The sequence below is a fragment of the Vibrio ponticus genome, assembly GCF_009938225.1.
In the GTDB taxonomy this organism is placed as follows: domain Bacteria; phylum Pseudomonadota; class Gammaproteobacteria; order Enterobacterales; family Vibrionaceae; genus Vibrio; species Vibrio ponticus.
Genome location: NZ_AP019657.1, coordinates 2,960,138 through 2,973,502 on the forward strand (window position 1 = coordinate 2,960,138; position 13,365 = coordinate 2,973,502).

A 13,365-nucleotide genomic window follows, 5' to 3' on the forward strand; every position below is an offset into this window, starting at 1 on the left:
AAAAGTGAAGCATTGGCTTAAAAAAAGCGCATGGTTATTGGCGGCATCTTTAGCTGCCTCTCCGATGGCAACCGCGAGCGAATACAGTGCCAGTTTTAAAGGCACCGATATTCAAGAATTCATCAATATCGTTGGTCGCAATCTAGAGAAAACCATCATTGTTGATCCATCTGTGCGTGGCAAAATTGATGTTCGCAGCTACGACACGCTCACCGAGGATCAATACTACAGCTTCTTCCTCAATGTTTTAGAAGTGTATGGCTATGCCGTGGTGGAAATGGACAATGGCGTCATTAAGGTTATCAAATCGAAAGACGCTAAGACTTCTGCCATTCCAGTCGTGGGCGACGGTAACGTCAAAGGTGACGAAGTCGTCACGCGCGTGGTTGCGGTACGTAACGTGTCAGTGCGTGAGCTGTCACCATTGCTGCGTCAGCTAAACGACAACGCTGGCGCGGGTAACGTGGTTCACTATGACCCTGCCAATATTATTCTTATCACCGGTCGCGCGGCGGTAGTCAACCGTCTGGCTGACATCATTAAGCGCGTTGACCAAGCGGGCGATAAAGAAATTGAGCTGGTGGAGCTAAACAACGCTTCGGCAGCTGAAATGGTGCGCATTGTTGATGCCCTGAATAAAACCGACAACAAGAATACCCCAGAATTTCTGCAACCTAAGCTGGTAGCCGATGACCGTACTAACTCTGTGTTGATCTCGGGTGACCCTCAGGTGCGCAAGCGTCTGCGTAAGCTTATCCAACAGCTTGATGTTGAGATGGCAACCAAAGGTAACAACCAAGTGGTGTACCTGAAATACGCCAAAGCCGAAGAGCTGGTGGATGTGCTGAAAGGCGTATCAGACAACCTACAGGCTGAGAAATCAGCCGGCTCGAAGAATAGTCGTTCAGCAAACGATGAAGTGGTGATTGCGGCGCACGCGGCAACCAATGCGTTGGTGATCACAGCGCCACCATCGATCATGAGTGCGTTACAAAACGTGATTGCGCAGTTGGATATTCGCCGTGCACAAGTATTGATTGAAGCGCTGATTGTGGAAATGGCAGAAGGCGACGGCATCAATTTAGGTGTGCAGTGGGGCTCGCTAGAGACCGGTGCGGTGGTGCAGTACAGCAATACGCAAGCACCAATTGGTCAAGTTCTAGTAGGCTTAGAAGAAGCGGGCGATCAAACCAGCACCGAATACTACACAGATAGTAACGGTGATCGTGTTCCTTATCAGGTTACCGAGTCCGGCGACTACAGCACGCTAGCGTCAGCATTAACTGGTGTGAATGGTGCGGCAGTGAGCTTAGTGATGGGTGACTGGACCGCGCTACTGACAGCGGTATCGACAGACTCAAACTCAAACATTCTTTCTTCACCAAGCATTACTGTGATGGATAACGGCGAAGCGTCATTTATTGTGGGTGAAGAAGTGCCAGTATTGACCGGCTCAACGGCGGGTTCAAACAACGACAACCCATTCCAAACCGTCGATCGTAAAGAAGTGGGTATCAAGCTTAAAGTAGTGCCACAGATCAACGAAGGCAACTCAGTACAACTGAACATTGAGCAAGAAGTATCGAACGTTCTGGGCGCAAATGGTGCCGTGGACGTACGTTTTGCTAAGCGTCAATTGAACACCTCGGTGATTGTTGAAGATGGTCAAATGATTGTACTGGGTGGTTTGATTGATGAGCGCGCACTCGAGAGCGAATCAAAAGTGCCGCTGCTGGGTGATATTCCAGTACTGGGTCACCTGTTTAAATCAACCAGCACTCAAGTTGAGAAGAAAAACCTGATGGTGTTCATTAAGCCAACCATTATTCGTGATGGCGTGACGGCTGATGGCATTACTCAGCGTAAATACAACTTTATCCGTGCAGAGCAGCTGTACAAGTCTGAGCAAGGCTTAAAGCTGATGGATGACAGCCACATTCCAGTGCTGCCTGAGTTTGGTCAAGAGCGTCAGCACCCGGCTGAAATTCAAGCCTTTATCGATCAGATGGAAAGCAAGTAATGATGGATATGCCGCTCACGACCGTGCAGCGCCGTCTGCCATTCAGTTTTGCTAAGCGCTTTAACTTGGTGCTGGAGCATGACGTGCAAGGTGCGACCTTGTTTTACGTTGCCCCTTTGGCGATTGAAGCGCTACTGGAAGTTAAACGTGCGATTTCTGCTGACTTTGCCTTGCAAGCGGTGACCCAGGATGAGTTTGAGAAAAAACTCACCCAAGCTTACCAACGTGATTCTTCGGAAGCGCGTCAGTTAATGGAAGATATCGGCGCTGACAGCGACGATTTCTTCTCACTGGCGGAAGATTTACCGCAAGATGCAGACTTGCTGGAATCAGAAGACGATGCGCCAATCATCAAATTGATCAACGCCATGTTGGGCGAAGCGATCAAAGAAGGTGCATCGGATATTCATATCGAAACCTTTGAGAAGAGCCTGTCGATTCGTTTCCGTGTCGATGGTGTGTTACGTGATGTGCTTTCGCCAAGTCGTAAGCTCGCGCCACTGTTGGTGTCGCGCGTGAAGGTTATGGCGCGTTTGGATATTGCCGAGAAGCGCGTACCACAAGATGGTCGTATCTCGCTGCGCATAGGTGGACGAGCGGTGGACGTGCGTGTTTCAACCATGCCATCGTCACACGGTGAGCGCGTGGTAATGCGTCTATTAGATAAGAACGCGACGCGTCTTGATCTGCACAGCTTGGGCATGAAGCCACATACCTATCAGCAGTTCCGCACCATGATTGAGCGCCCACACGGCATCATCTTGGTCACCGGTCCGACCGGTTCAGGTAAATCGACCACGCTATACGCCGGTCTACAAGAGCTGAATAGCAACGAGCGCAATATTCTCACCGTTGAAGACCCAATCGAATTTGATATCGACGGTATCGGTCAAACCCAAGTAAACCCGAAAGTGGACATGACCTTTGCGCGTGGCTTACGTGCGATTTTGCGTCAAGACCCGGACGTGGTGATGGTGGGTGAGATCCGTGACTTAGAAACCGCGCAAATTGCGGTTCAAGCCTCGCTGACCGGTCACTTGGTGATGTCGACGTTGCACACCAATACCGCGATTGGTGCTATCACTCGTTTGCGTGATATGGGCATCGAACCATTCTTGATTTCGTCATCACTGCTTGGTGTATTGGCGCAGCGTTTAGTGCGCACGCTATGTTCATGTAAGCAGCCATACTCAGCCGATGCGGCGCAGAAAGCGCTGTTTGGTCTGAGCAGTGAGCAAGAGCTGACTCTCTACAAGCCACAGGGTTGTGAGAAGTGTAGTGGTAAAGGCTACCGCGGTCGTTCTGGTATTTATGAACTGCTGGTGGTGGATGAACAAGTGCAAGAGCTGATCCACAATGAAGCGGGTGAGCAGGCGATTGAAAAAGCGATTCGTGGCAAGACGCCAGCGATCCGCGATGATGGTTTAGAGAAAGTGCGCCAAGGCGTGACCTCACTTGAGGAAGTGATGCGAGTGACTAAGGAAGGCTAATGGCGGCGTTTGAATATAAAGCGCTCAATGCGAAGGGCAAGTCACAAAAAGGGGTTATCGAAGGCGATAATGCTCGCCAAGTGCGTGCGCGACTGAAAGAGCAAGGTTTGGTGCCAATTGAAGTAGTGCCGACTCAAGCCAAACAGTCAGCCAGTGCGGGGAAGCCGAGCGCATCATCGGCGCTTACCTTTAAGCGTGGTTTAAGCACCCCGGATTTAGCGCTGATCACTCGTCAGCTGTCGACCTTAGTGCAATCTGGTATGCCCTTGGAAGAGTGTTTGCGTGCGGTATCTGAGCAATCAGAAAAGCCGCGCATTCGCACTATGTTATTGGCAGTTCGCGCCAAAGTTGTTGAAGGTCATACCTTAGCGGATGGCTTTGGTGATTACCCGCATATCTTTGATGAGCTGTTTCGTTCCATGGTGGCGGCGGGCGAAAAGTCCGGGCACCTAGATAGCGTCCTTGAGCGTTTGGCAGACTATGCAGAAAATCGCCAAAAGATGCGCAGTAAACTGCAACAAGCCTTGATTTACCCAGTGGTACTGGTGGTGTTTGCCATCAGCATCGTGGCGTTCTTGCTTGCCTCGGTGGTGCCAAAGATTGTCGGTCAGTTTATTCAAATGGGGCAAGAACTGCCGTTCTCGACTCAAATCCTGATTTCAGCGAGTAATTTTGTACAGAACTGGTGGATTCACTTGGCACTTGGTTTTATTGCCATCGCTTATTTGTGCCGTTTTGCTTTGTCGAAAAAGAGCATTCGTCTGCGCTGGGACCGCAAAGTGATTGGTATGCCAGTGATTGGCAAAATTGCGCGCGGTTTAAATACCGCCCGCTTTGCACGTACCCTATCGATTTGTACCTCAAGCTCGATCCCGATTCTAGAGGGGATGCGCGTGGCAGTGGATGTGATGTCCAATCAGTATGTGAAGCAGCAAGTGCTGTTAGCGGCTGACCACGTACGCGAAGGCGCAAGTCTGCGTAAATCTTTGGAGCAAACCAAACTATTTCCACCTATGATGCTGCATATGATTGCGTCTGGTGAACAGAGTGGTGAATTGGAAGGCATGCTGACTCGTGCCGCAGATAACCAAGACGCTAACTTTGAATCTATGGTCAATATTTCGCTTGGCATTTTTACCCCACTGATGATTGCTGTTATGGCGGGGTTAGTGCTGTTTATCGTGATGGCAACCATGATGCCAATTTTGGAAATGAATAACTTAATGAGTGGTTAATCCACCTCGCTCAGTTGTGTTATTGGAGAAAACAATGAAAAACCAACACAAGAAAAAACAATCCGGCTTTACCTTGCTAGAACTGATGGTTGTGGTAGTGATCCTCGGCATTTTGGCGAGTGTGGTTGCACCAAACCTATTGGGTAGCAAAGATACCGCTTCACAAAAGAAAGCGGCTGTGGATATTAAAGCGTTAGAAACTGCGCTGGATACTTACCGCTTGAATCACAATGTTTACCCAACTACCGATCAAGGTTTGGAAGCATTAGTGACTGAGCCAAGCAACCCAACGCCACGCAACTATCCAAAAGATGGTTACATCAAGCGTCTGCCACAAGACCCATGGGGCAACGACTACCAGTACCTAAGCCCTGGTGACAAAGGTACAGTTGATATCTTCACCCTTGGTGCTGACGGTGAAGAAGGTGGCGAAGGTGTCAATGCCGATATCGGTAACTGGAACCTAGAAGACTTCCAGTAATCCTCATAGTCCCAGTGGCGACCGATGGTCGCCACTTTTAGCTTAATCTAGCCTGCTAGATCTCAGAGTCGAATGTTTAAGAGCCAAATGCCTAAGAGTAAAGGTTTTACCTTATTAGAAGTGTTGTTGGTGGTCGCGTTGTTGGCTGTCACCGTTACCACGGTGGTATTTGCTCTACCTGATAATCAGCGTGATGAAGCGAAGCAGCAAGCCAGTGCGTTATGGCATCGTCTACAACTGCTGAATGAAGAAGCGTTGCTCAGTGGGCGTGACTACGGGTTACGCGTCGATGAGAAGAAAGCGACCTACTATTTGCAACAGCTAGAGGAAAAAGGCTGGCAGAAGCTATCACTGGATCGCATCCCTTATGAAAGCAAGCTTCAAGAGGGCGTCGCGGTTAAGTTCACTTTAGGTGGCTCAGTATGGCAAGACCAAGAGCGACTGTTTGAGCCCACCTCTCTGTTTGATGAGGATATGTTTGCTGAGTTCGAAGAGCAGAAACAACTGCCTCAACCACAAGTGTTTTTTATGTCGAGTGGCGAAATTACCCCATTTTCTATTGCTATTTATCCCAGCGATGCTGATATCGAACAATCGGCATGGCAAGTAGTGGCAAAAGAAAATGGTCAAATCATCTTACTCGCTCCAGGAGAGCAAGATGAAGCGCAATGAACGCGGGTTAACCCTGCTTGAAGTGTTGGTGGCATTAGCGATTTTTGCCATGTCTGCGATGGCGTTAATTCGTTCAGTCGGGCAGCACATCAACACCTTAACTTTAATGGAAGAGAAGACGTTTGCAGCAATGGTTGCCGATAACCAAATGGCAAAAGTGATGCTCAACCCGAAAGGGCTGCGTAAGCAGTCAGGCAAGGAGAAACTGGCGGATCGTGATTGGTTTTGGACCATCACTCCGGTTTCAACTCAGCAAAGTTTGATCCGCGCTTTCGATGTCGAAGTGGCGCGAGAAGCCAAAGGTGAAGCGATTATTTCGGTGAGAAGTTATGTGCCTAAATAAAACGCCGTTGCGCACCACAGTGGCGAGTCGCCGCAAAGGCTTTACCTTAATTGAAGTGCTGATCGCGATGGCGATTTTTGCCTTTATGGCGATTGGCGCACAGCAGGTACTGAGCCAAGTTTATCGCAGTAACGATATTTCTCAGCAGCGCAGCGAGCGGCTCAAAACCTTGCAGCGCACTTTAGTGTTTCTCGATAACGATTTTCGCCAAATGGCGCTGCGTCAGATGCGCACCAACGGTGAAGAGCCGAGTGACAAACTGATTGAATGGCGCGATTACTTATTGGATTCCGATGCGAAAGGCGTGATGTTTGCGCGCAGTGGTTGGCATAACCCTGCCCAGCAATTTCCCCGTGGCGAAGTGACTAAAGTGGGTTATCGAGTCAAAGATGGCGTGTTGGAGCGCATCTGGTGGTATTACACCGATACGCCAGCAGGTCAACAGGGCGCAGAAATGCCATTGATTGATCAGGTTGAGAAGTTTGATTTGCGCTTTTTTGATGGTCAGCAGTGGAGCAATACTTGGGATAAAACCTTTACGCTGCCTCAGGCGGTGGAAGTGGCTTTAACCTTTAAAGACTATGGTGAAATCAAGCGTATCTATCTCACCGGTGGCGGCAAGATAGCCGTGGAGAGCAGCGATGAAGAGTAATCAGCGCGGCGTCGCGTTACTGATTGTGTTGCTGATACTGGCAATGATGACAGCGGTGGCTGCCACTATGTCTGAGCGTTTGTTTGGTCAATTTAAGCGTTCAGCGAACCAAGTGAATTACCAGCAAGCCTATTGGTATGCCATGGGGGCTGAAGCGCTGGCAATCGAGGGTATTGAGCAAAGTTATAAAGACAGCGATACCATTAACCTTTCTCAACATTGGGCAATAGAAGAGCAAAACTTTCCGCTTGATTATGGCAGCTTAACCGGGCGACTGATTGACCGCCAAGCGTGTTACAACCTCAATAGCTTGGTTGATACGCAAGCGCCGAGCAACTCGCAGCAGGCACCGTATGTGGTCAATGTACTGCAAGACTTGCTGAGCGAGTTGGAAGTTGACGAGTATGTAGCCGAAATCGTTGCCCATTCAGCATGGGAGTTTGTTGATCGCAACAACAACATTAACTCCGTTACTGGCGTTGAAGATAGCACTTACGAGGCGATGTCGCCGGACTATATGGCAGCCAATAGCGTATTGGCAGACGAAAGCGAGTTTCGCGCCATCAACCAAGTTTCTGGTGAAGTGATGGAGAAGGTGCGTCCCTATATTTGTGCACTGCCAACCTCGGAATTTCGCCTTAACGTTAACACTTTAATGCCTGAACAATCGGCATTGCTGGTGGCGATGTTTGCCAAGCAACTTAGCGAGAGTGACGCCAAAAGCGTATTAGAAAATCGCCCATTTGATGGCTGGGGAAGTGTTGATGACTTCCTTGCCGAGACACAAATTGCCGCGTTAAGCGATGCGGTAAAAAATGCAGCAAAAGGCTACCTCACAGTAGATAGCCGCTATTTTGAATTGGATGCACAAGTCGTAGTGAATGAATCGCGAGTGCGTATTCGCAGCTTACTATTTAGTGCCAATCGAGAAACTGCGACGGTGATAAGTCGTCGCTTTGGAGGAATCGGTGAGCGAGTATCTAATCGTTCGACTGAGCAATAATCAACAAGCTAACCAGCAGTGGTTGGTTTGGTCAGAGAGCCAGCAAGAAGTGATCGCCAGTGGCGAGCTAACCGCTGAGCAGTCGCTGACAGAAATTGAAAGTTACGCCCAGCAGCGCCCAACGATCGTGCTGCTTAATAGCGCCGATGTGTTGCTCAAGCAGGTTGAGATCCCTGCGGGTGGCGCGAGACAATTCGACAATATGTTGCCTTATCTGATTGAAGATGATGTGGCGCAAGATGTGGAAGAGCTGCACATTACGACGTTAGCTAAGCAAGGTGATCAAGCTTTCATCGCTGCGGTGGATAAAGCGTGGCTATCACAAAAGCTGACTGAGCTTGCTGATGCTGGCTTTGTGGTTAATCGAGTGCTGCCAGATGCGCTGGCTTTGCCGGAGTTTAGTGGCATTAGCGCGGTGGAAATCGAAGGGCAGTGGCTACTGAAAAAGTCCGCTTATCAGGCGATGACCGTGGATGCGGATTGGCTGGCTATGGTGGCGCAGTCTGAGTGGGTGAAAAGCGACGATGAGTGGCTGGAGCTGCAAGCCTATAGCCCATTGCCGCCGCTAAGCTTAGCCGCAGAGCAAAACTGGCATCAGGCAGAGCCTCAATTGGTGATGCAGATGCTGGCGACTCAAGCCTTACGTAGCAAAGTCAATTTGTTGACCGGCAGCTTCAAACCGAAATCTTCTTTGGTTAAACATCTTAAGGTTTGGCGCAAAGCCGCCATCGCAGCGGGTGTGTTAGTCGCGGTGTTATTGGCGCAAAGTTTGATTCAGGCGCAACAAGCGCAGCAACAGGCAGACGCGTATCGCGCTGAGAGTGAGCGTATTTTCCGTGCGGTATTGGCGAAGAATAAGATCCCAACCACCAGTTATCTGAAGCGTGAATTGGATAATGAAGTGAAGCGTCTGTCCGGTGGTAGCACTGAAGAGTCGATCATGCATTGGCTGGTCAAACTGCCGAATGCGCTGAAGAACATTCCTGGCTTTGAAATGACAGGCTTTACCTTTGATAGCAACCGCGCAGAGATCAAGCTTGAGGCGCGTAGTAAAGATTTCCAAGCCTTTGAGCAAGCTCGCACGCAACTCGAACAAGCGTTTGTGGTCGAGCAAGGGCAATTGAGCAAATCCGGTGAGTTTGTCACCGGCAGCTTTGTGCTGAAACAGCAGTGAGGAGAATACGATGAGAGCTATTTTAAACTCGCTGCAAGTTTGGTGGTATCGCATTACCCCGCGTGAACAGCGTTTAGTGATGATTGGTGGCGTAGCTTTAGGTTTTGGGTTGCTCTATTGGGGGCTTTACCAGCCGGTAGCGCAACGAGCAGAACAAGCTCAACTCAATCTGAATAGTGAAAAACAGTTACTGAGTTGGGTGCAAGACAAAGCCGATCAAATTGTCGATCTGCGTGGCAGCGGAGTGAAAGCGATTTCGCCATTGCCGCTTAACCAAGCGGTATCTTCATCGGCGCGTCGTTTTAACGTCGAAATGGTGCGTGTGCAACCTCGCGGTGAAGAGATGCAGGTTTGGGTGCAACCATTGCCATTTAATCAGCTGATGAGCTGGATTGAGTACATGAAAGCTAATCATGCGATTGATGTGCTGTTTTTAGATATCGATAAGAGCAGCCAAGCGGGTATGGTTGAGGTGAAACGCCTGCAGTTAACAAAGGGATAGTGGAGTGAAGGGAAAACTACTATTGGTCTTGGCACTATTGGTGACCTTTTTCGTCAGTGCCATTGTCCATTTGCCGATTCAAGCGGTACTTACGTATGCGCCATTGCCTAAGCAACTGCGTATCTCAGGTGCCAGTGGCACTTTATGGCAAGGACAAGTGCAGCAATTGCAGTGGCAGCGCTACAACCTCGGTCAGGTGTCGTGGCAGCTGCAACCGAGTAAGCTATTAACCGGCAAGGTGCAGGCGAATGTGCGCTTAGGTCGTGGTAACCCTTGGCAACTGCGCGCGCGCGGTGTGGTAGGCTATGGTTTACAAGGCGCTTACGCTGAGAATGTGATTGCCTCACTGCCTGCAACTGAAGTGCTCAAGTTTGCTCCGCCGCTGCCAGTGCCATTGGATATCAATGGTCAGCTAGAACTGAGCATTCAGTCGCTTGCTTACGCCGCGCCTTATTGCCGCACAGGTCAGGGTAAGTTGGTGTGGAATACTGATAAGATCGGCACGCCGCTCGCGGAGCTGCAAGTTGGTCCTGTGGTCGCCGATTTAAGCTGTCAGGACAGCGCCATCACGGTTGCGGGTAACCAGCAAAGCGAGCAAGTGAGAAGTGAATTCAGTCTCGATCTGCAAGCCAACCGTCAGTACAACGCGAAAGCATGGTTTAGCCCACAGCCAGAGATGCCAGAAGCGCTGAGCCAACAATTGAAATGGCTACCAAAACCAGATAGCCAAGGTCGCTATCAATTTACCTATCGCGGTCGTATTTAGTCAGTAATAAGAAAAGCCCCAAGCTCGGAAAAGCGTGGGGCTTTTTACTATTTATCGTTAAGTCTAGTCTGACAACTGGCGATATTATGGGGGTGCTGCACAGTTTCTCTTTATTGTTTTTTTTATAATTATAGGTCTTTGTCGTACAGTCTTACGAATAGCACACTCCTATGATTACGCTTGCAAATCTGGTCAATTCCTTTGGCCCATTTTTTGAACTGTTGGACGTCCCAATTGCAATTATCGACACTAACGGTACATACATTTATTACAATGAGGCCAGTGCACAAATCGACCAGATTCCGCGGCAAGAAGCGATGGGAGCTAATATTCTTAGTCTATATAAGGATATGGATGCGGATTCTAGCACGATGATGCAAGCGGTAACGCACGGAGCAGAATATCGTTCTTGTACTCAGATTTACTATAACAAGTATGGTAATAAGGTTGAGTATGTTCATTCTACATCGCCGATTTACGATGATGCTGGCAGTATTATTGGGGCGATAGAAATTGGTCTAAGCAAAAATATTTCTCAACGCATGACGAAAGAAGTGAATGCGCTTATCCGCACCCTATCTCGTCATAGTAAAAAGGGTAACGCCCTACCTATTATTCATCGTTCCAAGAAAATGGCGAACTTGGTCAAGCAAGCGACACGCATAGCTACGCAAGATGTACCGGTAATGATTTACGGGGCAACTGGTACAGGTAAAGAGTTGTTTGCACACCTTATTCACGATAATAGTGAGCGTCGAGAGAAACCATTTATTGCGGTCAATTGTGCGGCAATTCCCGAAAATCTCATTGAGAGTATGATGTTTGGTACGGAGAAAGGGGCTTATACTGGCGCGGAGAAAAAGCCCGGTTACATTGAAATGGCAGAAGGCGGCACCTTGTTTTTGGATGAGTTAAACTCTTTAAGCATTGACATGCAACCTAAGTTGCTCCGCTATTTGCAAGATCGTTCATACTGGCGATTAGGTGGTAATAAAGAGTGCCGATCGAATGTTAGGGTGATTGCAGCAGTCAATGAGGCTCCGACACAACTCGTAAATGAAGGAAGGTTAAGAGAAGACTTGTTTTACCGTCTTTGTGTTGGTTTTATCACTATTCCTAGTCTTTATGAGCGAAAAGAAGATATCGTTTTATTAGCTGAGTACTTTATTGAAAAATACCAACCTAGCCTTAACCATATGATTACGGGCATCGCGCCTGAAACCAAGTTGCTACTTGAATCGATGTCTTGGGATGGCAACGTACGTATGTTGGAAAATACCATCATTCGTAGTTTGATTTTTCAGGATATGCCAGGTCTATTATTGCCTTCAAGCATCAACACTATCGATATCTCTTTGCCACGTGAAGAGCCCGTGAGTGTAGAGCTAGCGTCGCCCATTTCTTCTATTGATGAAGATACTCAATGTTCATCGAATGCTTCGATGAGCAACATACCTGTTAATCTAGACGAAGCGGTTAAATTTTATGAACGCAATATTATCGTGCGTGCGTTGAATCGTAATCGTGGCTGTTTGTCGAAAGCTGCTCGTGAATTGGGTGTGCATCGCTCAACATTGCAGTACAAAGTTGAGCGACACAAAATTGAAACTCTCAATTTCTAATTGTTAATGACGCAGCGGATTCGTTGCTAATAATTTGGTTAAGGTTACAGCGCTGCCAAAAAGCGTAGCAAATTGATAAAAGGCTAACTAAAACTAACTCGGCTAATAATATCTTCAGACCGTTTTCGGCAAACCACAGCCCCACAATACTGATCGCATTGAGCACCATGGCGAGTAAAGGTAGCCAAGGGAAGCAAGGAGCTCGATAGTATAATGGGTATTGAGGGTAGAGCCCTGCTTGCTTCGCCCTACGAAAACGATAGTGACACAGAGCGATACAGAACCACGCCAGACATCCCACTTGTCCAGTGCTGGCAATCAGGAATAAATAGAGTTGTTTGGGAGCAATATAGGCACTTGCTAGTGCTACGGAGGCAATAGCGGCGGTAAACAATACCGCATAGTAAGGGCTACCGACGCGACTCGTTTGTGAGAAAAGTTGTGGCGCGATTTTATCTTTGGACATTGACCACAGTAAACGTGAACTCGCATACAGAGCTGAGCTACTTGCGGAAAAACCACATAACACTATGACAAATTGCATAATCACATCAGCATTGGCGATCCCCATTTGTGCAAAAACCCAAACAAATGGACTAATAGCTGCCTGCGCGCCTGGAGGGTAGACAAACACCAGCATCATGGTCGTCAGAATATAGAATAAGAAGACGCGGATAATTAGCATTTTAATGATTTTATTCATGGATGCGCCTTTATCTTCAGCTTCTCCCGCCAGGGTGCCAATGATTTCCACTCCTTGAAATGCATAGGTTACAGTAGACATACTGGCGAGGATGCCAATAATGCCATTGGGTAGGTGGCTTCTTTCATCCATGATACTACTTTGTGAAATAGTGCTGACATCGCCGAATATGATGCAGAGACATGCGATTAGAAAGGCAATAATTGTGACGATTTTTAGGGACGCGAATAGGGTTTCACTTTCACCATAAGCGTTGACTGTGTAGAGATGCACAGAGCATATAAAGAGTAATATCAAACCAATATAAACGGATGTCGATATACTAGGGAAGAGGTTATTCAACGTCATTGAAGTCGCTGTAAGATCGGCTGAGATGGTTAACACCCAACTCAGCCAATACAACCAGCCGATCATAAAAGACCAATAAGGTCTTTTAAACAACACGCGTAGATAGTGCTGAAATGAGCCAGAATGAGGCATTGCACTGCTGAGTTCGCCTAAACTCAGCATGGTAAGCAGCATGATAATGCCTGCTATGGTATATGCGATAGGCGTTCCAAGGCTTCCTGCAATTTCGAGTGGGGAAGAAATACCAACAAATAACCCTGTACCAATGGTGCCACCGATAGAGATCATCATAAGATGGCGCATGTTTAATTTTTTCCCCAACTCGTCTGCCATTACATCAACTCCCTTTGTGAC

The 13,365-nt window shown here is 48.2% G+C and carries 13 protein-coding genes; 12 read left to right on the forward strand and 1 reads right to left on the reverse strand.

The features are described 5' to 3' along the window. The first annotated feature begins 4 nt into the window (after positions 1 to 4). The 12 genes from gspD (at position 5) to GZN30_RS13410 (ending at position 11,960) form a co-directional block, all read left to right on the forward strand. Entirely contained in the window at positions 5 to 2,020 is a 2,016-nt protein-coding gene (gene gspD / locus GZN30_RS13355; RefSeq protein WP_075652018.1) for a type II secretion system secretin GspD, read from the forward strand. After that, positions 2,020 to 3,510: a type II secretion system ATPase GspE gene (gspE, locus tag GZN30_RS13360; RefSeq protein ID WP_075652020.1), complete on the forward strand. Its 1,491-nt coding sequence runs from the start codon at positions 2,020 to 2,022 to the stop codon at positions 3,508 to 3,510. The genes gspD and gspE overlap by 1 nt, the downstream gene beginning before the upstream one ends. Next, on the forward strand, positions 3,510 to 4,745 hold the full coding sequence (gene gspF, locus GZN30_RS13365; RefSeq protein WP_075652022.1) for a type II secretion system inner membrane protein GspF: 1,236 nt from the start codon (positions 3,510 to 3,512) through the stop codon (positions 4,743 to 4,745). Before gspE ends, gspF begins: the two co-directional genes overlap by 1 nt. Positions 4,746 to 4,779: 34 nt before the next feature. Beyond that, positions 4,780 to 5,226, forward strand: coding sequence for a type II secretion system major pseudopilin GspG (gspG, locus tag GZN30_RS13370; protein WP_075652024.1), 447 nt, complete (start codon positions 4,780 to 4,782; stop codon positions 5,224 to 5,226). Positions 5,227 to 5,313: 87 nt separating this feature from the next. Then, the gene (gspH, locus tag GZN30_RS13375; protein ID WP_075652026.1) at positions 5,314 to 5,898 is read left to right on the forward strand and encodes a type II secretion system minor pseudopilin GspH; all 585 of its coding nucleotides are present in this window, start codon (positions 5,314 to 5,316) and stop codon (positions 5,896 to 5,898) included. Further along, entirely contained in the window at positions 5,885 to 6,241 is a 357-nt protein-coding gene (gene gspI / locus GZN30_RS13380) for a type II secretion system minor pseudopilin GspI (protein WP_075652028.1), read from the forward strand. Before gspH ends, gspI begins: the two co-directional genes overlap by 14 nt. Further along, positions 6,228 to 6,893: a type II secretion system minor pseudopilin GspJ gene (gene gspJ / locus GZN30_RS13385; protein ID WP_075652030.1), complete on the forward strand. Its 666-nt coding sequence runs from the start codon at positions 6,228 to 6,230 to the stop codon at positions 6,891 to 6,893. The genes gspI and gspJ overlap by 14 nt, the downstream gene beginning before the upstream one ends. Next, entirely contained in the window at positions 6,883 to 7,896 is a 1,014-nt protein-coding gene (gene gspK, locus GZN30_RS13390) for a type II secretion system minor pseudopilin GspK (protein WP_075652032.1), read from the forward strand. Before gspJ ends, gspK begins: the two co-directional genes overlap by 11 nt. Further along, positions 7,862 to 9,070, forward strand: coding sequence for a type II secretion system protein GspL (gene gspL, locus GZN30_RS13395; protein WP_075652034.1), 1,209 nt, complete (start codon positions 7,862 to 7,864; stop codon positions 9,068 to 9,070). The genes gspK and gspL overlap by 35 nt, the downstream gene beginning before the upstream one ends. Positions 9,071 to 9,080: 10 nt before the next feature. Beyond that, a complete protein-coding gene (locus GZN30_RS13400; protein ID WP_075652036.1) occupies positions 9,081 to 9,572 on the forward strand; it encodes a type II secretion system protein M in 492 nt (163 codons plus the stop codon). Positions 9,573 to 9,576: 4 nt separating this feature from the next. Then, positions 9,577 to 10,338: a type II secretion system protein N gene (locus GZN30_RS13405; RefSeq protein ID WP_075652038.1), complete on the forward strand. Its 762-nt coding sequence runs from the start codon at positions 9,577 to 9,579 to the stop codon at positions 10,336 to 10,338. A gap of 170 nt (positions 10,339 to 10,508) precedes the next feature. Continuing rightward, the gene (locus GZN30_RS13410) at positions 10,509 to 11,960 is read left to right on the forward strand and encodes a sigma-54 interaction domain-containing protein (RefSeq protein WP_075652040.1); all 1,452 of its coding nucleotides are present in this window, start codon (positions 10,509 to 10,511) and stop codon (positions 11,958 to 11,960) included. Here GZN30_RS13410 and GZN30_RS13415 read toward each other — a convergent pair. Continuing rightward, positions 11,950 to 13,344 carry an amino acid permease gene (locus GZN30_RS13415; RefSeq protein WP_075652042.1) on the reverse strand — a complete coding sequence of 465 codons (1,395 nt, stop codon included), beginning with the start codon at positions 13,342 to 13,344 and terminating at the stop codon, positions 11,950 to 11,952. The two genes, GZN30_RS13410 and GZN30_RS13415, sit on opposite strands and share 11 nt — an antisense overlap. Positions 13,345 to 13,365: the final 21 nt, after the last annotated feature.

What these genes read in the sequence shown, in the direction of transcription:
- gspE (WP_075652020.1), top strand. Translation starts at nt 2,020, where the DNA reads ATGATGGATATGCCGCTCACGACCGTGCAGCGCCGTCTGCCATTCAGT.
- gspF (WP_075652022.1), top strand. Translation starts at nt 3,510, where the DNA reads ATGGCGGCGTTTGAATATAAAGCGCTCAATGCGAAGGGCAAGTCACAA.
- gspG (WP_075652024.1), top strand. Translation starts at nt 4,780, where the DNA reads ATGAAAAACCAACACAAGAAAAAACAATCCGGCTTTACCTTGCTAGAA.
- gspH (WP_075652026.1), top strand. Translation starts at nt 5,314, where the DNA reads ATGCCTAAGAGTAAAGGTTTTACCTTATTAGAAGTGTTGTTGGTGGTC.
- gspI (WP_075652028.1), top strand. Translation starts at nt 5,885, where the DNA reads ATGAAGCGCAATGAACGCGGGTTAACCCTGCTTGAAGTGTTGGTGGCA.
- gspJ (WP_075652030.1), top strand. Translation starts at nt 6,228, where the DNA reads ATGTGCCTAAATAAAACGCCGTTGCGCACCACAGTGGCGAGTCGCCGC.
- gspK (WP_075652032.1), top strand. Translation starts at nt 6,883, where the DNA reads ATGAAGAGTAATCAGCGCGGCGTCGCGTTACTGATTGTGTTGCTGATA.
- GZN30_RS13400 (WP_075652036.1), top strand. Translation starts at nt 9,081, where the DNA reads ATGAGAGCTATTTTAAACTCGCTGCAAGTTTGGTGGTATCGCATTACC.
- GZN30_RS13410 (WP_075652040.1), top strand. Translation starts at nt 10,509, where the DNA reads ATGATTACGCTTGCAAATCTGGTCAATTCCTTTGGCCCATTTTTTGAA.
- GZN30_RS13415 (WP_075652042.1), bottom strand. Translation starts at nt 13,344, where the DNA reads ATGGCAGACGAGTTGGGGAAAAAATTAAACATGCGCCATCTTATGATG.